The organism is Neorhizobium galegae (genome assembly GCF_021391675.1).
Classification (GTDB): domain Bacteria; phylum Pseudomonadota; class Alphaproteobacteria; order Rhizobiales; family Rhizobiaceae; genus Neorhizobium; species Neorhizobium galegae_B.
The window spans coordinates 4,192,751-4,211,457 of record NZ_CP090095.1 but is presented as its reverse complement, the minus strand read 5'-3'; the positions used below and the strand labels follow the sequence as shown (position 1 = coordinate 4,211,457).

Here is an 18,707-nt window from a genome sequence, read left to right as displayed (position 1 = left end):
GGAGACACACAATGTCCCTCGTTCATGAAGTCGACTACGGCACACCGGCCTCGCGCTCCGAAGCTCAGGTGACCCTCACCATCGACGGTCGCGCCATTACCGTGCCGGAAGGCACGTCGATCATGCGCGCTTCGATGGAAGCCGGTATCAAGGTTCCGAAACTCTGCGCCACCGACATGGTCGACGCCTTCGGGTCCTGCCGCCTCTGTCTCGTGGAGATCGAAGGCCGCAACGGAACGCCGGCCTCGTGCACCACGCCGGTCATGCCGGGCATGGTCGTCCACACCCAGACCGGGCGGCTGAAGGACATCCGCCGCGGCGTGATGGAACTCTATATCTCCGACCATCCGCTCGACTGTCTCACCTGCGCCGCCAACGGGGACTGCGAATTGCAGGACATGGCGGGTGCCGTGGGCCTTCGCGACGTGCGTTACGGCTATGAGGGCGACAACCACGTCAAGGCTCGCAACGATGGCGCAATCAACGCCAAGTGGATGCCGAAGGACGAGTCGAACCCCTACTTCACCTATGATCCGTCGAAATGCATCGTCTGCTCCCGTTGCGTTCGCGCCTGCGAGGAAGTGCAGGGCACGTTCGCGCTGACGATCGAGGGCCGTGGCTTCGGCAGCCGGGTCTCGCCCGGTGCCCACGAGCTTTTCCTCGATTCCGAATGCGTATCCTGCGGCGCCTGCGTGCAGGCTTGCCCGACGGCGACGCTCACCGAAAAGTCGGTCATCGCCATCGGCCAGCCGGAACATTCGGAAGTGACGACCTGCGCCTATTGCGGTGTCGGCTGCTCCTTCAAGGCGGAAATGCGCGGCGAGGAACTCGTGCGCATGGTGCCGTGGAAGGACGGCCAGGCGAACCGTGGCCATTCCTGCGTCAAGGGCCGCTTCGCTTACGGTTATGCGACCCACAAGGATCGCATCCTCAACCCGATGATCCGCGAGAAGATCTCCGATCCTTGGCGGGAAGTGACCTGGGACGAGGCCTTTTCGCACGTGGCTTCCGAGTTTCGACGCATCCAGTACCAGTACGGTCGGGATTCGATCGGCGGCATCACCTCGTCGCGCTGCACCAACGAGGAGACCTTCCTCGTCCAGAAGCTGATCCGCGCCGGTTTCGGCAACAACAATGTCGATACCTGCGCCCGCGTCTGCCATTCGCCGACCGGTTACGGCCTTGGCCAGGCCTTCGGCACGTCTGCCGGCACGCAGAACTTCGATTCGGTCGAACATACCGACGTCGTCATCGTCATCGGCGCCAACCCGACCGATGGCCATCCGGTGTTCGGCTCGCGCCTCAAGAAGCGGCTGCGCCAAGGCGCCAAGCTGATCGTCATCGATCCGCGCCGCATCGATCTCGTCCGCACGCCGCATGTGGAGGCGGACTATCATCTGCCGCTGCAGCCCGGCACCAACGTGGCCGTGCTGACCGCACTCGCCCATGTCATCGTCACGGAAGGCCTGTTCGACGAAAAGTTCATCCGCGAGCGTTGCGACTGGTCCGAGTTCGAGGACTGGGCCGGTTTCGTTTCGGAAGACGCACACAGCCCGGAGGCGACCGAGAAATATACCGGCGTGCCGGCGGATCTCGTTCGCGGCGCGGCCCGGCTTTACGCCAAGGGCGGCAATGGCGCGATCTATTACGGCCTCGGCGTCACCGAGCACAGCCAGGGTTCGACGACCGTCATGGCGATTGCCAACCTTGCCATGGTCACCGGCAATCTCGGTCGCCCGGGTGTCGGCGTCAATCCGCTGCGCGGCCAGAACAATGTCCAAGGCGCCTGCGACATGGGTTCGTTCCCGCACGAACTGCCGGGCTATCGCCACATTTCCGACGATGCCACCCGCGACATTTTCGAAAAGCTCTGGGGTGTGACGCTCAACAACGAGCCGGGCCTGCGCATCCCGAACATGCTGGATGCGGCCGTCGAAGGCACGTTCAAGGGCATCTACATCCAGGGCGAGGATATCCTCCAGTCCGACCCGGACACCAAGCATGTCTCGGCCGGTCTTGCCGCGATGGAATGTGTCGTCGTTCACGACCTCTTTTTGAACGAGACCGCCAATTACGCGCATGTCTTCCTGCCGGGTTCGACCTTCCTCGAAAAAGACGGCACGTTCACCAACGCGGAACGCCGCATCAACCGCGTGCGCAAGGTGATGAGCCCGAAGAACGGTTATGGCGACTGGGAAGTCACCCAGAAGCTGGCGCAGGCTATGGGGCTTGCCTGGAACTATACCCATCCATCGCAGATCATGGACGAGATCGCCGTCAGCACGCCGAGCTTCGCGCTGGTTTCCTACGACTATCTCGACAAGATGGGCTCGGTTCAGTGGCCGTGTAACGAGGCGCATCCGGTCGGTTCGCCGATCATGCATACCGACGGTTTCGTGCGCGGCAAGGGCAAGTTCATCCGCACCGAATATGTGGCGACCGACGAGCGCACCGGTCCGCGCTTTCCGCTGCTGCTCACCACCGGCCGCATCCTGTCCCAGTACAATGTCGGTGCCCAGACGCGGCGGACCGAGAACGTCACCTGGCATGCGGAAGACCGGCTGGAGATCCATCCGCACGATGCCGAACAGCGCGGCATCAAGGAAGGCGACTGGATCAAGCTCGCCAGCCGTTCGGGCGATACGACGCTGCGGGCGCTGATCACCGATCGGGTGGCGCCGGGCGTGGTCTACACGACCTTCCATCATCCGAACACGCAAGCGAATGTCATCACCACCGACTTCTCCGACTGGGCGACCAACTGCCCGGAATACAAGGTGACGGCGGTGCAGGTGTCTCCCTCCAACGGCCCGACCGAGTGGCAGAGCGACTATGACGAACTGTCGCGGCGGTCTCGACGGATTACGGGGAAGCTGGAGGCTGCGGAATAGTGTCTGTCGGCGCTCAGTCCACCCCCCTCTGCCCTGCCGGGCATCTCCCCCACAAGGGGGGAGATCGAAGGATGCGTGCTCGGTGGTCCCTCTCTCATCTGTGTAGGAGCAGGGGGCCGGCAGAGAGTAGAGCTCGGCAATCTCAAGGTTTTGGGTTGGGCAACGCTTCGCGTCTTGCCGATCTCCCCCCTTGTGGGGGAGATGCCCGGCAGGGCAGAGGGGGGCCGGCTGGCTCCAATTGCCGATGACCTTATTCAGCACCACCGCCACCGCCCCCGAGATCGCGCGCCGTAACGGCGTGACCCGCGCCGGTTCGCGGGTGGTGCCGGAGGAGGTGCCGATCGCTTTTTCCTATGGTGGGTCGACCCATGCCGTGATGATGGCCTCTCCGGCGGATCTTGAGGATTTCGCGGTCGGCTTCAGCCTCACGGAAGGCATCATAACGTCGATGGGGGAGATCGAGAGCATTTCCGTTGTCGAGGAAGGTGCCGGTCTCGACGTCCAGGTGACGCTTCTCGAGGATAAGGAAGACGCGCTACGCGCCCGTCGGCGGCATATGGCAGGGCCGGTCGGCTGCGGGCTTTGCGGTATTGAATCGATCGAGCAGGCCATGCGTCCGGTGCCGGATGTTTCCGCAGTGACGATGGCGCTCAGCGCCAAAGAGGTGAGTGAAGCTGTCGTGGCACTCAACAGTGCGCAGCCGCTGCATCGGCAAACCCATGCGGTTCACGGCGCCGGCTTCGTCGTACCAGGCAAGGGGCTGGTTGCCGTCCGCGAGGATGTCGGACGCCACAATGCGCTCGACAAGCTTGCCGGAGCGGTCACCCGCGAGGGCATCAAGGGTTCGGCCGGCGTCGTGGTCGTCACCAGCCGCATCTCGGTCGAGATGGTGCAGAAGACGGCTATCCTTGGAAGCCCGGTGCTGATCGCCATTTCCGCCCCCACCGCACTTGCCATCCGCACGGCGGAAGCGGCGGGCATGACGCTGATCGCGCTGACGCGCGGCGAGGATTTCGAGATTTTTACGCGGACCGATCGCATAACCACTGGAGTTGTCGCCGATGTCGCATGACCAAAGCCCCGAGCAACTGGTGCTCGACAAACTGGTCCGGATGGCCAACCAGATCGCCACCTTCTTCCTGTCGCAGCCGGAAAAGGTGCGCGCCGAGGGCGTCGCGACGCATATCAACAAGTTCTGGGAGCCCCGCATGCGCAGGCACCTTTTCGAGCATCTCGACAATGGCGGGGCAGGGCTGCTGCCGCTCGTCGTCGAGGCTTCGACGCTGATCCGCCGGCCGGAGGCCAAGGTCGGATCGGGCGTCGGGGTCGGCCAGGATGCGACGGAAGGTGCGCCGGGCGGCAAGGGGCCCGCCGAAGGAGAATCGTTTTCCGAACCAAGCATTCCGGAGAGCGCCGCATGAATTCATCCATCCGGCAGGTGAGGGGCCGGAGGAGGAATAGAGCCTAGCCATCATCCGAGGGAGGATATTTTAAATGGCAATTGCTGGAACGACGGACGAGGGCCTGACAGGCAATGTCGGGCTCCTCGATAGGGAACGTATTATCGCAAAACCAGGTTTCAATCGCTGGCTCGTGCCGCCGGCAGCTTTGGCCATTCATCTTTGCATCGGCATGGCTTACGGCTTCAGCGTCTTCTGGCTGCCGCTCTCCCGCGCCTTGGGTACCGCGCAGGACCCGTCCTGCGCCAGTCTCAATCTCATCTCGGCCCTGTTCACGACAAGCTGCAACTGGCGTGTTGCGGATCTGGGCTGGATCTACACGCTGTTCTTCGTGCTGCTCGGTTGCTCGGCGGCGATCTGGGGCGGCTGGCTGGAACGGGTCGGCCCGCGCAAGGCAGGCTTCGTCTCGGCCTGCTGCTGGTGCGGCGGCATTATCGTCGCGGCGATCGGCGTCATGACCCATCAGCTGTGGCTGATGTGGATCGGCGCCGGCGTGATCGGTGGTGTCGGCCTCGGTCTCGGTTACATTTCGCCGGTTTCGACGCTGATCAAGTGGTTCCCCGACCGCCGCGGCATGGCGACGGGCATGGCCATCATGGGCTTCGGCGGCGGTGCGATGATCGGTGCTCCGCTTGCCAACCTCTTGATGAACTATTTCAAGACCGATGCTTCGGTCGGCGTCTGGCAGACCTTCGTCTGCATGGCGGTGATCTATTTCTGCTTCATGATAGGTGGCGCCTTCGGTTATCGCATCCCGCCGGCCGGCTGGCGTCCGGAAGGCTGGACGCCTCCGGTCTCCAAGACGACGATGATCACCACCAAGCACGTCCATCTGCGGGATGCACACAAGACCAAGCAGTTCTGGATGATCTGGCTGGTGCTTTGCTTGAACGTTTCGGCCGGCATCGGGGTTATCGGCATGGCGTCGCCAATGCTGCAGGAAATCTTCGCCGGTTCGCTGATCGGCCTGCCGAACCTGACCTTCTCGCAGCTCGATACTGGTCAGAAGGCGCAGATCGCCACGATCGCGGCCGGTTTTGCCGGTCTGCTGTCACTGTTCAACATTGGCGGGCGCTTCTTCTGGGCGTCGCTCTCCGACAAGATCGGCCGCAAGAATACCTACTATACGTTCTTCGTGCTCGGCATCGTACTTTACGCGCTTGCTCCGACGCTTGCCGACATGGGCAACAAGGCGCTTTTCGTGCTCGCCTTCGGCGTTATCCTGTCCATGTATGGCGGTGGTTTTGCGACCATCCCTGCCTATCTCGCGGATATCTTCGGCACCCAGTTCGTCGGTGCGATCCACGGCCGTCTGCTGACGGCCTGGGCGACGGCCGGCATTCTCGGTCCCGTCGTCGTCAACTATATCCGCGAAGCGCAGCTCACGGCGGGTGTGCCTGCCGGTCCGGCGCTCTATACCGGCACGATGTACATCCTCGCCGGCATGCTGGTGCTGGGGCTGATCGCCAACTCGCTGGTCCGCCCGCTTGCCGACAAGTGGTTCATGTCGGACCACGAAGTCGCTTCGCTGCAGGCAAAGACGGCCGCCGCGAATGCCGGTCCGACCGGCTCCTTCGGCATCGGCACCGGTGGTCTGGATGCCAAGGCGGCGATCGCCTGGGCAGTGGTCGGCATCCCGCTTCTCTGGGGCGTCTGGGTGACGCTGCGGAGCAGCCTGGTTCTGTTCGGCTGACATTCATCGAAAAGCATGAAGGGAGGGCGGCTTGTGCTGCCCTTTCCTTTTGCCTTGCACGAAAATGTGAGGATGAAAACGGAGGCGGCTCCGATTGACGGCGGCGGATTCCGGACTAGATTGCGTTCCGGAGCCCGACGTCGCTTTCCCTGCGAGACGCACGCGCCCGCGTGCCCGATCCGGCTCCGAACGACTGCTTTTATCTCTTCATATCTTCAGTGCACACGGGAGTTCTCCATGCGCTACAATCAATTGGGCAATACAGGTCTTTTCGTCTCGGAAATCTGCCTCGGCACGATGACCTTCGGCGAGAACCAGGCGGGTGCCGTCTGGAGTGCCGTCGCCGGTCTCGATCAGGACGCCGCCGACAGGATCGTCGAGCGTTCGCTTGCCGCGGGTGTCAATTTCATCGACACGGCGAATGTCTATTCCCAGGGTAAATCCGAGCTCATTCTCGGCCAGGCGATCAAGAACCTCGGCGTAGCGCGCAAGGACGTGATCATCGCCACGAAATTCCATGGCCAGATGGGTGACAAGCCGAACGATCGCGGCGCTTCGCGCGGCCATATCATGGATTCGGTCGAGCAGAGCCTCGAACGGCTGCAGATGGACCATATTGATCTCTACCAGATCCATGGCACCGATACGGTAACGCCGGTCGACGAGACGCTTCGGGCGCTTGACGATCTCGTGTCGCGCGGTCTCGTCCGTTACATCGGCCTTTCCAACTGGGCGGCCTGGCGGATGGCGAAGGCGCTCGGCATTTCCGAGCGCAAGGGTTATGCCCGTTTCGAGACGGTGCAGGCCTATTATTCGATTGCCGGCCGCGACCTGGAGCGGGATATCGTGCCGCTGATGCAGGAGGAAAAGCTCGGCCTGATGGTCTGGTCGCCGCTCGCCGGCGGGCTGCTCTCCGGCAAGTATGGTCCCGGCGCGCCGGGCAATGGCGAGGGCCGCCGCGCCAGCTTCGATTTTCCGCCGGTCGACAAGGAGCGCGCCTGGGCTTGCGTCGCAGCCATGCGTGAGGTCGGTGCCAGGCACGGCGCGAGCGTCGCGGAAGTGGCGCTGGCCTATATCCTGGCCAAACCCTTCGTGACGAGCGTCATCATCGGCGCCAAGCGGCTGGAACAGCTCGAAGAGAATCTGAAGGCCGTGAAGCTGAAGCTGGACGCCGAGGATATGGTGAAGCTCGACGAGGTGAGCGCGCTTGCTCCGGAATATCCGGGCTGGATGCTGGCCCGCCAGGGCGCCGGGCGCCGGCCGGCCCCGTTCGAGCCGAAGGAATAATCATGAAAAAAGCCCGCGGCGGTTCAAGGCTGCGGGCTCCATAATCTTATAGCGGCTTAGAGTCTTTCCAGCCAACCGCCTTGGCCTTGAGGTCGAATGCGCAGGCCTTTCTTGGCCCCCGTTATCGCAATCAGGCAGCCAGATCGTCGGCTTCGGTGCCCTTGAACATCTTGGCGAGGTTCAGGAAGCAGATCATGCCGTTCTCGTTGGCGATGATGCCTTCGGAGAACGACTTGTCGAAGGAGGCGGAGATTTCCGGAACCGGCTGAACCTGGCTCGATGGGATCGTCAGGATGTCCGAGACGCGGTCGACGAGCATGCCGATGACCATGTTGTGGACTTCGGCGACGACGATGGCGCTGCGCTCGTTGGCAACCGTGCTCTTCATGCCGAGCTTGTAGGCAAGGTCGATGATCGGGATTACAGAACCGCGAAGGTTCATGACGCCGATGACATCGGCCGGTGCGTGCGGGATCGGCGTCGAAGGCGCCCATCCGCGGATTTCGCGGATCGTCGTTGTCTTGACGCAGAACTCCTGGTCATGGAGGCGGAAGGCGATGATTTCCAGCGTTTCGCCGCTGTAGCTTGTGGAGTTGATCGTCGTAGCCATCAGAATTCTTCCCAACTATCCGTTGCCTGAGCGGCAGCGGCGGCACCCGTTGTGGTCCGCGCGACCGTTGCCATGAGTTTGCGTGCCGGCGATGCAACGGGTCGTGCATCAGGTCGCGCTATTTCAATCTTACGTGAAGAATGTTGAGCAAATCTAAACCGTCCCAGAAGATCCCGCAGGGTTTCGGCTTCGCGCGCCAGGCTGTGGCTGGCAGCGGTCGTTTCCTCGACCATGGCAGCGTTCTGCTGCGTGTTCTGGTCCATCGAGTTGACGGCCTTGCTGATCTCCTTGATGCCCGTCGACTGTTCGCGGGCAGCCTCGACGATCGCTGTGACATTGCCGTTGATCTCGTCCACCTGGGACATGATCTCGTCGAGCGCCTTGCCGGTTTCGCCGACGAGCGCGACGCCACGCTTGACCTGTTCGGAGGAGGTCGAGATCAGCGTCTTGATTTCCTTGGCCGCACTGGCGGAACGTTGAGCCAGTTCGCGGACTTCCTGGGCAACGACCGCAAAGCCCTTGCCCGCTTCGCCGGCGCGTGCCGCCTCGACACCCGCATTGAGCGCCAGCAGGTTTGTCTGAAAGGCGATCTCGTCGATCACGCCGATGATATTGGAGATTTCCCGGGACGACGTCTCGATCTGGCCCATCGCGTTTACCGCGTTGCGCACCACGGCGCCGGAATGTTCGGCGCTTTTTTTAGCATGCGAGACAAGGGTACCCGCTTCTTCCGCGCGTTTGGCGCTATCGGTGACGGTACGGCTGATTTCTTCAAGCGCCGCAGCGGTCTCCTCGACTGCCGCCGCCTGTTGCTCGGTGCGTTTGGCAAGGCTGTCGGAAGCCTGGCGGATCTCGCTGGAGCCTCCAGCGATCCCCTCGGCATTCTCGCCGACGGTGCGCATGGCCTCGGCCAGTTTTCCGATGGCTTCGTTGAAATCGAGGCGAATCTGTTCCAGTGTTGAAATGAAGGGCTTTTCGATCCGGAACGTCAGGTCGCCGTTTGAGAGAGACGTCAGGCCGCCGGCGATGTCATCGACGGCGCGGACACGTTCGGTGATGTCGGTTGCAAACTTGACCACCTTGAAGACGCGGCCGTCGGCGTCGAAGATCGGATTGTAGGACGCCTGGATCCAGACCGCCTTGCCGCCCTTGCCGATGCGCTTGAACTCGGCGGCAATCGCTTCGCCGCCGGCAAGCTTCTTCCAGAATTGCGGGTATTCGGCGCTGTCACGGAACGACGGCTCGCAGAACATGCTGTGATGTCTGCCGGTGATTTCCGAAAGCTGGTAGCCAACACAGGCGAGGAAATTTTCGTTGGCAGTCAGGACGTCGCCACCGGGCGTGAACTCGATGATGGCCTGGGTGCGCGAGATGGCGTTGATCTTGCCTTCGTCTTCGGCGGATTTGAGCTTGGCGGCAGTGATGTCGGTTGCGAACTTGACCACCTTGTAAGGCTTGCCGCCTGAGGTCACCGGATTGTAGGAGGCCTGGATCCAGATCTCGCGGCCACCCTTGCCGATGCGCTTATAGGCGGCGGCATCATAATTACCCTTGCCTAGATTCGCCCAGAAATCCTTGTAGGCCTGCGATTTCACGTAATTCGGATCGCAGAACAGGCTGTGATGCTTGCCGACGATTTCGGAAAGCGTGTAGCCAAGCGTCTTGCAGAAGTTTTCGTTCGCCGTGAGAACCTTTCCGGATAGATCAAACTCGATAATGGCCTGCGACTTGGTGAGCGCAGCAAGTACTGCCTTCGCGTCAGCGCCTGGAAGTGAAAGTATGGACATCTGGCTTGTCTGCCCCCGTCTGTAAGTTCCCGAACTGGCTCAATTTGCCAGCAGCCTAACGAGATAACCATCTCGCCGCCGGAACACTGAGTCCTGCAAAAAATAGCATTGATGAATTAACGGAAGGTCAATAGTTCTGTTTTCGCGGAATTGTGGAAAATACGTATCCACTTGTCTATCGTCAAATTTCCTAACGGGGAGTATATTTCAATTACTATTTATATCCATGAACTTGTATTGAGATTTCTTGCGGGAAACTGCAATCTTTATTTAAGATCGGGACTTGTGCATCTGTTTATGCAGAGCGGGTTGGACGATCAAGAACGCGCCGGCCGAAAAGACTTGCCGCCAGCTCCACCATGATCCGGGCGCTCTTGCCGCGATCGTCGAGGAACGGATTGAGCTCGACGAGATCGAGTGACGCGACGAGCCCCGTATCGTGGAGCATTTCCATGATCAGGTGCGCCTCGCGGAAGGTCGCGCCGCCCGGCACGGTGGTACCGACGCCCGGCGCTATGTCCGGATCCAGGAAATCGACGTCCAGGCTGACATGCAAGAGGCCATTGGCGGCGTTTACCGCCGCGATCACCTGGCGCATGATCGCGGCAATCCCGTGCTCGTCGATGGCGCGCATGTCGAAGACGTTGACGCCATGATCGGCGATGAGCTTCCGCTCGATTTCGTCGACGGAGCGGATGCCGATCTGGAAGACGTTTTTGGGATCGACCTTGGGCCGGGTGCTGTCGAGAATCGGTGCAAACTCCGCCTGGCCGGTAAAGAAGGCGACCGGCATGCCGTGGATATTGCCGGAGGGTGATGTCTCCGGCGTGTTGAAATCCGTATGGGCATCGAGCCAGAGAACGAAAAGCGGCCGACCGATCTCGGAAGCGTAACGCGCCATGCCCGGCACGCTGCCCATGGAAAGGGCGTGGTCGCCGCCCATGATCACCGGGATGGTGCCGGCCTTGGCCATTTCATAGGTCCGGGTCTCGAGCGCGCGCGTGAACGCAGCGACGATCGGCAGGTTCTTCGCGTCGGTTCTCTCCGGCAGGTCAGCTGCCGGTTCCGGGCGCAGGTCGCCATTGTCGACTACCCGGAAACCGAGGCCCTCCAGCGCCTTGACGATGCCGGCAAGCCTGAAGGCCGCGGGACCCATGGCGCAGCCGCCGCGACCGGAGCCCTCTTCCAGAGGAACGCCGATCAATGTGATGTCTTTGGAGGTCATGCTTTTGCTCCCGAGCAAGCAGGAATGAAACGAAATATGCGAGATCAGTATTCGCGCTCATAAAAGATGCCGGCCTTGCCACCTTCGGTGCCGGCGCCCGCCTTGAGCTTGACACCGCGGCCGACATCGAGATTGATCGTCGCTTCCGCGCCGCTCTCTCCGCCCTGTTCGACCTGGATGTAGGTGCGGTTGTTGATGTAGCGGCCGACCGACACGGTGGTCTGGCCGGTCGCATCCGTGTTGATGTCGAGATCGTCGACGCCGAGATTGCTGCGCAACGTTTCCAGCAGCGATGTGGAGCCACCGCCGGCAAGCTGGGTGACGGCGTCGGCCAGCTGGGCGATCTGCAGCGGCGACAGCCGCGACATCGACTGGCCGAAGATCAGGCGCGCCAGAACCTCGTCCTGGGGCAGGGCGGGCGAGGAGGAGAAGGCGATCGTCGGGTCGTTGGCGACGCCGGTGACTTTCACCGTGATCGTCGTCGAGGCGGAGGTGGTGTTTGCCTCCATGTTGAGAATAGGGATCAGGCCGCCGCCGAAGGTGATGTCGCCATCGGTGAAATCCATCCGCTTGGCGAGGATGACGATACGGCCGCGGCGCATCTGGAAACCGCCGGCAACGACCGGCGCGATGGCCGTACCCGTCACCGTCAGGTCACCGCCGAGTTCGGCGTCGATGCCGCGTCCACGCACGAAGATGCCATTCGGCGCGCTGATCTGAAGATTGAGCGCGATCGGGTTCGAACTGCCGCTGGCGCCCTTCGGCCGCAGCTTCTCCATCTGCCGCAGCACGTCGGGCGGCGCATTGCGATGGCGGATATCGATGGCGGATAGCGAGGTTGGCAGGCGGGCGGGCACGGTGATTGCCGCCTTTGTCAGCGTTACCTTACCGCCGAGGACCGGGCCGGAGGTCAGCGGGCCGGTGATCGTCAGGGCGCCGTCTGCGGTCGCGGCAAAGAGCGCGCCGTCGGCGTAGGATGCCTGGGCAAGGGTGATCTTCAGGTCGGCCGGAAAGCCCGAGCCCGGCGTGATGCCGACGGAGCCCTGGACCGAGACCGTGCCGCCGCCCGAGAGCTTGGCCGTGAGCCTGGAGATATTGGCGCTTTTGCCATCGAAGGCGACAGTGGCGGCAAGATCCGTCAGGGCGAGATTGCGCCGGACATCCACCAGCCTTGCGCCGGACGAGGATGCCGTGCCGGTGATCGCCGGCGCCGCAGCCGTGCCGCCGATCGCGAGGTCGACATTGCCGGTGCCTTCCAGGACGAACCCTTGCGCCGCCATCTGCCCGGCGAGGATCGAGAAGGGCAGTTTTCCGCTGAATTTCAGATTGAGCGGCTTTTCGCCTGCGAGCGAGACGGAGCCGCCGCCCGATAACGCGACGCCGCCGCCGCCCGAAAGGCGGGTGTCGAGGGTGACGGTGCCGTTCTGGAACGTGCCGCCGGCGGTGATGTTGAAAGCGGCGACCCCGGCGGACGTGGTCTGCGCAACGCCGGCATCGGCCCAGCGCAGATCATAACGGACAGCGGGGGCTTGCGGCGTCCCCGTCGCGGTCACCGTGCCGGAAATCGTGCCGCGGGCGCCGAGGCTCGGCGCAAACGCGTTGACCAGGCTGGCGGGCACGGCATTGGCGCGGGCGTTGATGTCGAGCGCGGGAATGCCGTCCTTCAGGATGACCTTGCCGGCAGCCGAGAGATCGAGGCCGCCGGAGCCCGTCAGGCGGGTCTTGTCTAATGTGACTGTCCCGTTGGCGAAGCTGCCGCTTGCTTGGACTCGAAATGGACTGATGCCAGCATCGCGCGACTGGCGAAGCTGTGCATCACTCCATTCTAGGTCATAGCGTATGGCTGGGGCAGACGCGGCGCCGGTGGCGTTGATCGTGCCGGAAATCGTGCCGGCTGCGTTGATCGCGGGCACAAACGCGTTGATGAGGTTCGCGGGCAGGGCTTTGACATTGGCAGTAAGATCCAGTGCCGAGCCGGCCGTGCCGTTGACGGTGACGCTGCCGGTCCCGGTTGCGATGGTCAGATCGGCAAGACGCGCACCGCCATTGGCGACCGCGATGCGGGTCGGCGCGGCAAGCCGGACCGGGATGCTGCGCGGCGCCGCTGCGAAGCTCTCGATGCCGACCGAGATATCGGCGCCGGTCTGGATATCGCCGACCGCGGTAAGGGGCGCGTTGTCATACTGGGCGGCGAGATTGAAGTTGGTCCGGTTGCCGCCCTGGCTGACGCCGAGGTTGACGTCGTTGATGCCGACCGAGCCTGCGCCGATGCGCGTGGCGCGGACCGTGCCCTCGGCTGCAATCGCCTTGATGTCGGCAATGGCGAGATCGATATTCGGTTGGGCGATCTCGATCGTGCCGCGGCGAAGCGCCTTTCCGGAAGCGCGGATCACCGCGCCGGCCTTGCCGCCGGTATTGCTGAACATCACCGTTCCCTTCAGGTCGCCCTGGGCCTGCTGGGCCGCAAGTGCCGCAAGCAGGGAGACATCCGGGAAATCGAACGTGAGTTGGCCTTCCGGCAGGAACGCGGGAGAGAAGTTCAAGGCGCCGGTCAGCTTGTTCGGACCGATCTCGGCAGTGATTGCCGGCGCGCTGGTGCGGCCCTGGACGGAAGCGACGTCGGCATTGACGCGGATCGGCTGGCCGTCCAGCGAACCCGTGCCGGTCAGCTTGCCCTTGGGTGCGTTCGGATCGGCAGTGCCTTCCAGGATGAAGCTCATGTCCTGGAGCTTGCGGCCGACCAGCCTAGCGTCGGCGGAATTGACCACGGCCCTGACGCCCATTGCGTTCAACGGCCCCTTGGCGGAGATGTCGAAACCGGCAGCCCCCTCGGCCTCCGGCAGCCAACGCTTCAGATCCGGGACGCGGCCGGCTAGGCGCCCGGTGACGGTCCGATTGTCGAGCAGCATATTGCCGTGCGCTTCGATGGCGTTCGAGCGCATCACGAAGTTCTCGAGGCTGACGCGACCGCCGTTCACCATATTGACGTAGCCCTCGGCGGAAAGCTTGCCCTCGAACTTCGAAACCAGTCCCGGCGGCAGGACGGCAGGATTGGCGGAAACCCGGAAATTGCCGGTGACCGCCTGTTTCGACATGTCATAGGCGCCGGAAAGCGTACCGTTCACGTTGCCGCTGTCGAAGGTCGCCGCATCCAGGCCGATCGCCGGTGGTGCGAGCCTGAGCGGCGCATCCAATGTCACCGGCCCGCGGATCACCCGGTCGAGATCGTCGTTGGCGAAATCCGTGCGGGCGACGGTGAAGCGGCTGCGGATGCTGCCCGAGCGGCTGATGAGGTTGAGGTCCTCGCTTTCCGCCTGCAGGCGGATCTGGCCGAAGCGCCCCTGCGGCAGTTCGGCGGCGCTGAGTGCAGCCGTCGCGTTGAAGCGCGCCGAGGCGGCCGCTCCGGTCAGCGTGAAATTGATGCTTTCGAAGGAGAAGCGGCTCTCCTGTCCGCTGATCGGCCAGACGAAATCGACCGGGCCCTTCACGCCGTTGAGGCTGGCGGTGAGGCTGTTGTCACCCGTCTGATCCCATGCGCCCTTGGCGGCGATCTTCACGGCGCCGGAGGTGAGTTCGCCGCGTTCGATATCCACCCGGCCGGAGGGTGCATAGATGGCGGCGATGTTGATGTCGGTCGTACCGCCGAACAGCGGACGAAAGGCGGGCGGAAGAAGCGTCGACAGCTGGCCGCCGCCGGTCACCTCCACCCTGTGCCTGCCGTTTTCGACCTGTACATGTTTGCCGTCGACCGCGATGACGGGTGTACCGCCGACGCTGCCCTGCAACCTGCCGGCCCAGTCGGACAGAGGTCCCTCGCCATCGAGCGCCAGCTCGACCGCCGGAGTGCCGGGCAGACGCAAAAGGCGGGCGAGCAGGCCGCCCTGCGGCTCGGACACGGTAGCCTTGAGGGTCAGGCGGTTTTGGGACGGCGCGTAGACCACGTCGGCAGATGCCCTGGCATCCGGCTCGTCCTTGCGGGTCGCCTGCAGGTCGAGCGAAATGTCAGGCCCGGTCGCGTCGATCGACCCCTTCACCGAAAGGGAGAAGTCCCGCCCCGAAAATGCCTGCGAGAGATTGATGTCCGGCAGGTCGATCTGCGCAACGCGGATGCCGACCGGCAAGGGCGATCCGGAGGAGCCCGTTGATGTCGCTTGTGTCGTGGCGGGCGCTTTCGGCGGCCGCGGCGCACGGATGAAATTGACGGTGTCGGCGGAAATATGTTCGGCGCGGAAGACGCCGGTTACCAATGACGTCGGAGACCAGTCGATCTTGATGCCGCCGATCTGGGCATAGGGGCCCATGTCGTCGGAAAGCGTAAGGGCATCGATACGCAGATCGCCGGTCAGCAGGCCTTCTGGCCGGGTGAAGGAGATGCCGCGGTCAGGCGTGGAGACGATGGCGGAAATGCGGTCCGCGGCGACGCGTCCGCCGACCGGGGTGAGGGCGACGAAAAGGACGACGCCCAAGGCCATGACGAACAGGATCGCGACCACGCCAAGCGTAGCCTTCAAGACCCATTTCAACAGGCGTACCATCAGCATCATGCCTTAAACGCTACCCTTCACTGCCTTTCAGAATGCCTGTCCTATGCCCGCATAGATACCGTACTGGCTACCGCCGTCATAGCGCTGCAAGGGAATTGCAACGTCCAATCTCAGCGGTCCAAAAGGCGTGGCATATCGCACGCCAATCCCTGCACCGGCACGTATATCAGAAAAATCGGGCACGATTCCGGTCGATACCGTACCAATGTCGACAAAAGGTACAATGCCTATGTTTTCTGACACTTTTACCCTCACTTCGAAAGATCCCAGCGTATAGGACCGCCCGCCCGTGGCCTCATCGGCGCTGTTATAGGGCGAAATTTCCCGATAGGCGTAACCACGCACCGATCCGCCGCCGCCGGCGAAGAATCTGCGCGTCGCCGGAATTCTTTCAAGGTCGCTTCCGCCGACCAGCGTTCCGGCGGCCAGACGGGCGGCCAGCACGATCCGATCCTCCTGTCCGAGGCCGAGATAACCCGAGATCGAGCCCTCGAACGACGAGAAGATCGTGCCGTCCATCAGCTCGTAGCTCGGCTTGGCGGAGAGGGTCGCGTAATATCCCTTGGTGGGGTCGAGCTTGTTGTCCCGCGCGTCGCGCTCGAAGCCGATCGGCAGGCTGAGCGTGAGGTACTGGTTGTTGCCGAAGGCATCGTCCGCGTCGATATAGGCGATCTCTCCGCCGCCCTTGAGCTTGTCGGTCTCGTTCAACTCGTAGGTGACGCCGGCCGAATAGATGATGGTCTGCGCCTCGTAGACGTCAGGCGTTTCACTCTTGGCTTCCAGGCGGGATTCGAAGGTCGCTTCCGGCACGAAGGCTCCAGGCTTGGTGAAGATGATGCCGGCGGAATAATCGAACGTGGTGACGTCGGTGGTGGCGCCGATGCCGGACACCTTGCCTTCGATTCGAAGCGATTCTGCTTCCCCGAAGAGGTTGCGGTGGCCCCAGTAGCCTTCGAGGCCGGCGCCGTCGATCGAGGAATATTCGGCGCCGAAGCCGAAATAACGATGCTTGCCTTCCGACACCTCGATCGTCAGCGGCAACGAACCGTCCGGCGCCAGCTTGTCCGCCTCCTGGATCGTCACGCTCGAGAAGACGCCGAGCTCGCGCAGGCGGTCGTTCGCCTTCTTCAACTGCACCGGAGAATATTGTCCGTGTCTGTCGAGCCGCGAATACCGGCTGATGAAGGCGGCATCGACGGTGCGCGATCCTTTCACGGCGACGGTGCCGAACGGCGCGACCGGACCACCGACGGCACCGAGCACCACGTCGATCGTGTTGGTGCGATGATCGGCCGTCACCTGCCGTTCCGTCAGCTTTGCGAGCGGGCGGCCTTCGTTCTTCAAATCGACGAGAAGCTGTTCGCCGGCCTTCAGGATCAGGCGCGAACCTGCCTCACCGCCGGGAACGAGATCGTATTTTTCCGGATCGTGGCCGACCGCGTCACCGTCGAAGCGAACGGAACCAAGCTTGAAGACCGGGCCGGGATCGACGCGGACTGTGACCGGCACGGGTGCCGCGTGGTCGAATGCAGGGTTGGGCGGCAGGCGGTCGATATCAGTTCCGGCGACGGAGATATGCACGGTGCCGCCGTAACGGGCCTCTTCGTAGAGCACGGCGATCAGCCGGTCGCGGTCTTCGCGCGCCTTGATGATGACGCCGAGATCGCCGGAGACCGGCTGCTTTTCGTCGGTGATCAGGGAAGCAGCGGATTCGAGGCGCTTCTTGAGGTCCTTGTCCGCATTGCCGGCTTCGAGCGTCGCGTCGTAACGGACGGGATCGATCACCTCGGCCTTGTCTTCGTCGTCGCCGAACAGGGTGATGCCGAAGAGTTTGAAAGCGTAGGCGTTGCCGGAAAGCGGCGGGGAAACGAGAAGTGCAGCGGCGAGCATCGCGGCTGTGCCTGCCCCCCTCAACCTCAGCTTTCCTGTCCGCCCAGTGTTTTCGTTCCGCATACGCAAACTGCTGTGGATCCCCCGGCTGGAAGCCTTCATAGCATCCGACGAAGCGAACTATCTAACTGCAAAAGACGAAGCCGGGTACCCCTTCGTGATGATTTCATGAAAGAAAAAGCCCCGGAGTGTGCTCCGGGGCCACAGTTTTTTCTGCAATCCACGCGGTAGTCAGTAACGGCGCGGGCAGCTGTCGATATAGCGACGGCCATAACGGTCGCGGTAGTAGCACTGTCCCGGCTGTTCGGCGACGGAGCCGATCAATGCGCCGGAAACGCCGCCGATCGCAGCGCCAACGGCCGCGCCGCGGACGTTGCCGGTAGCCAGGCCGCCGATCACGGCGCCGGATGCTGCGCCGATGCCGGCGCCCTGTTCAGTTGCCGTGCAGCTCGCGAGCGAAGCGCCGACCATCAAAAGCACCAAGGCCTTCTTCATGAGATCCTCCTGTTTGTTCTTCATTTTGCCCGGCCGCCTTGCAGACTCCGAGGGTTTCCGCGGGTCAATTCAAGCAGCCATCACAGGGAACAATAGGTCGCGAGGTTAAAGAGTCCATATGAGCTCAATATTTTGCGCACCGATTTTTGTTTTGGTTGCCGATAGTTACTCGGTGTTCGACGGAAGCGAAGGGCGGTTCGCCCGTCGGGCTGCCGACCAAAATATTGCCGTTTCCGTAGAAAGTAGCGGTTGATCCCTTAGGTAAAAAAGCAAATGATGACGGGCGTGTCCGGGAGGGACATGAGGAGGATCATATGACGAAAGTGACGCTGACCGTGAACGGCCGCGCGATGAGCGGCGAGTGCGAGGACCGCACCCTGCTCGTGCATTTCATCCGCGAAAAACTTGGTCTGACGGGAACGCATGTGGGCTGCGATACGACCCAGTGCGGCGCCTGCGTCGTTCATATGGACGGCCATTCGGTGAAGAGCTGTTCGATCCTGGCGGTGCAGGCATCCGGCTCGACGATTACGACGATCGAAGGCCTCGCCGGCCAGGGCGAATTGCATCCGGTTCAAGCCGCTTTCAAGGAGCATCATGGCCTGCAATGCGGCTTCTGCACGCCCGGCATGGTGATGACGGCAGTCGACCTGATCAACCGCGAAGGCGGGACGCTCACCGAAAAGACGGTCCGCGCCGGGCTCGAAGGCAATATCTGCCGTTGCACCGGCTACCACAACATCGTCAAGGCGATCCTTGCCGCCGATGCCGAAATGGCAACGGGGCGTCAGGCCGCTGAGTGAGTGGGTCGTGAGTAGTCGCTGG

The 18,707-nt window shown here is 62.7% G+C and carries 12 protein-coding genes; 6 read left to right on the top strand and 6 right to left on the bottom strand.

Annotation, left to right across the window (positions count from 1 at the left end):
* Positions 1-11: 11 nt before the first annotated feature.
* The 5 genes from fdhF to LZK81_RS20730 all read left to right on the top strand — a co-directional run bounded on the left by fdhF (position 12) and on the right by LZK81_RS20730 (position 7,331).
* On the top strand, positions 12-2,891 hold the full coding sequence (gene fdhF / locus LZK81_RS20750) for a formate dehydrogenase subunit alpha (protein ID WP_233954523.1): 2,880 nt from the start codon (positions 12-14) through the stop codon (positions 2,889-2,891).
* Between the two features lie 244 nt (positions 2,892-3,135).
* Positions 3,136-3,963, top strand: coding sequence for a formate dehydrogenase accessory sulfurtransferase FdhD (fdhD, locus tag LZK81_RS20745; protein WP_233954522.1), 828 nt, complete (start codon positions 3,136-3,138; stop codon positions 3,961-3,963).
* On the top strand, positions 3,953-4,312 hold the full coding sequence (locus tag LZK81_RS20740; RefSeq protein WP_233954521.1) for a formate dehydrogenase subunit delta: 360 nt from the start codon (positions 3,953-3,955) through the stop codon (positions 4,310-4,312). The genes fdhD and LZK81_RS20740 overlap by 11 nt, the downstream gene beginning before the upstream one ends.
* 73 nt (positions 4,313-4,385) lie before the next feature.
* The gene (locus tag LZK81_RS20735) at positions 4,386-6,044 is read left to right on the top strand and encodes an OFA family MFS transporter (protein WP_233954520.1); all 1,659 of its coding nucleotides are present in this window, start codon (positions 4,386-4,388) and stop codon (positions 6,042-6,044) included.
* Positions 6,045-6,281: 237 nt separating this feature from the next.
* A complete protein-coding gene (locus tag LZK81_RS20730) occupies positions 6,282-7,331 on the top strand; it encodes an aldo/keto reductase (RefSeq protein ID WP_233954519.1) in 1,050 nt (349 codons plus the stop codon).
* A gap of 130 nt (positions 7,332-7,461) precedes the next feature.
* Here LZK81_RS20730 and LZK81_RS20725 read toward each other — a convergent pair whose 3' ends face one another.
* From LZK81_RS20725 to LZK81_RS20700, 6 genes are all read right to left on the bottom strand, one after another.
* Positions 7,462-7,941: a chemotaxis protein CheW gene (locus tag LZK81_RS20725; RefSeq protein ID WP_038546443.1), complete on the bottom strand. Its 480-nt coding sequence runs from the start codon at positions 7,939-7,941 to the stop codon at positions 7,462-7,464.
* Positions 7,941-9,728 (bottom strand): methyl-accepting chemotaxis protein, encoded by a 1,788-nt coding sequence (locus LZK81_RS20720; protein WP_233954518.1) that lies wholly within the window; start codon positions 9,726-9,728, stop codon positions 7,941-7,943. Before LZK81_RS20720 ends, LZK81_RS20725 begins: the two co-directional genes overlap by 1 nt.
* A 295-nt stretch (positions 9,729-10,023) precedes the next feature.
* The gene (rocF, locus tag LZK81_RS20715; RefSeq protein WP_233954517.1) at positions 10,024-10,953 is read right to left on the bottom strand and encodes an arginase; all 930 of its coding nucleotides are present in this window, start codon (positions 10,951-10,953) and stop codon (positions 10,024-10,026) included.
* A 44-nt stretch (positions 10,954-10,997) separates the two neighbouring features.
* The gene (locus LZK81_RS20710) at positions 10,998-15,497 is read right to left on the bottom strand and encodes a translocation/assembly module TamB domain-containing protein (protein ID WP_233954516.1); all 4,500 of its coding nucleotides are present in this window, start codon (positions 15,495-15,497) and stop codon (positions 10,998-11,000) included.
* Positions 15,498-15,524: 27 nt separating this feature from the next.
* Positions 15,525-17,450 carry an autotransporter assembly complex protein TamA gene (locus LZK81_RS20705; RefSeq protein WP_418936459.1) on the bottom strand — a complete coding sequence of 642 codons (1,926 nt, stop codon included), beginning with the start codon at positions 17,448-17,450 and terminating at the stop codon, positions 15,525-15,527.
* Between the two features lie 168 nt (positions 17,451-17,618).
* Complete coding sequence (locus tag LZK81_RS20700; RefSeq protein ID WP_007759184.1) at positions 17,619-17,882, bottom strand: glycine zipper domain-containing protein; 264 nt, start codon at positions 17,880-17,882, stop codon at positions 17,619-17,621.
* A gap of 314 nt (positions 17,883-18,196) precedes the next feature.
* Here LZK81_RS20700 and LZK81_RS20695 point away from each other — a divergent pair, with 314 nt between their 5' ends.
* The gene (locus tag LZK81_RS20695) at positions 18,197-18,685 is read left to right on the top strand and encodes a (2Fe-2S)-binding protein (protein ID WP_233954514.1); all 489 of its coding nucleotides are present in this window, start codon (positions 18,197-18,199) and stop codon (positions 18,683-18,685) included.
* Positions 18,686-18,707 lie beyond the last annotated feature (22 nt).

Coding starts and splice junctions, on each gene's coding strand:
- fdhF (WP_233954523.1), top strand. CDS start 12: ATGTCCCTCGTTCATGAAGTCGACTACGGCACACCGGCCTCGCGCTCC.
- fdhD (WP_233954522.1), top strand. CDS start 3,136: ATGACCTTATTCAGCACCACCGCCACCGCCCCCGAGATCGCGCGCCGT.
- LZK81_RS20740 (WP_233954521.1), top strand. CDS start 3,953: ATGTCGCATGACCAAAGCCCCGAGCAACTGGTGCTCGACAAACTGGTC.
- LZK81_RS20735 (WP_233954520.1), top strand. CDS start 4,386: ATGGCAATTGCTGGAACGACGGACGAGGGCCTGACAGGCAATGTCGGG.
- LZK81_RS20730 (WP_233954519.1), top strand. CDS start 6,282: ATGCGCTACAATCAATTGGGCAATACAGGTCTTTTCGTCTCGGAAATC.
- LZK81_RS20725 (WP_038546443.1), bottom strand. CDS start 7,941: ATGGCTACGACGATCAACTCCACAAGCTACAGCGGCGAAACGCTGGAA.
- LZK81_RS20720 (WP_233954518.1), bottom strand. CDS start 9,728: ATGTCCATACTTTCACTTCCAGGCGCTGACGCGAAGGCAGTACTTGCT.
- rocF (WP_233954517.1), bottom strand. CDS start 10,953: ATGACCTCCAAAGACATCACATTGATCGGCGTTCCTCTGGAAGAGGGC.
- LZK81_RS20710 (WP_233954516.1), bottom strand. CDS start 15,497: ATGATGCTGATGGTACGCCTGTTGAAATGGGTCTTGAAGGCTACGCTT.
- LZK81_RS20705 (WP_418936459.1), bottom strand. CDS start 17,450: ATGCGGAACGAAAACACTGGGCGGACAGGAAAGCTGAGGTTGAGGGGG.
- LZK81_RS20700 (WP_007759184.1), bottom strand. CDS start 17,882: ATGAAGAAGGCCTTGGTGCTTTTGATGGTCGGCGCTTCGCTCGCGAGC.
- LZK81_RS20695 (WP_233954514.1), top strand. CDS start 18,197: ATGACGAAAGTGACGCTGACCGTGAACGGCCGCGCGATGAGCGGCGAG.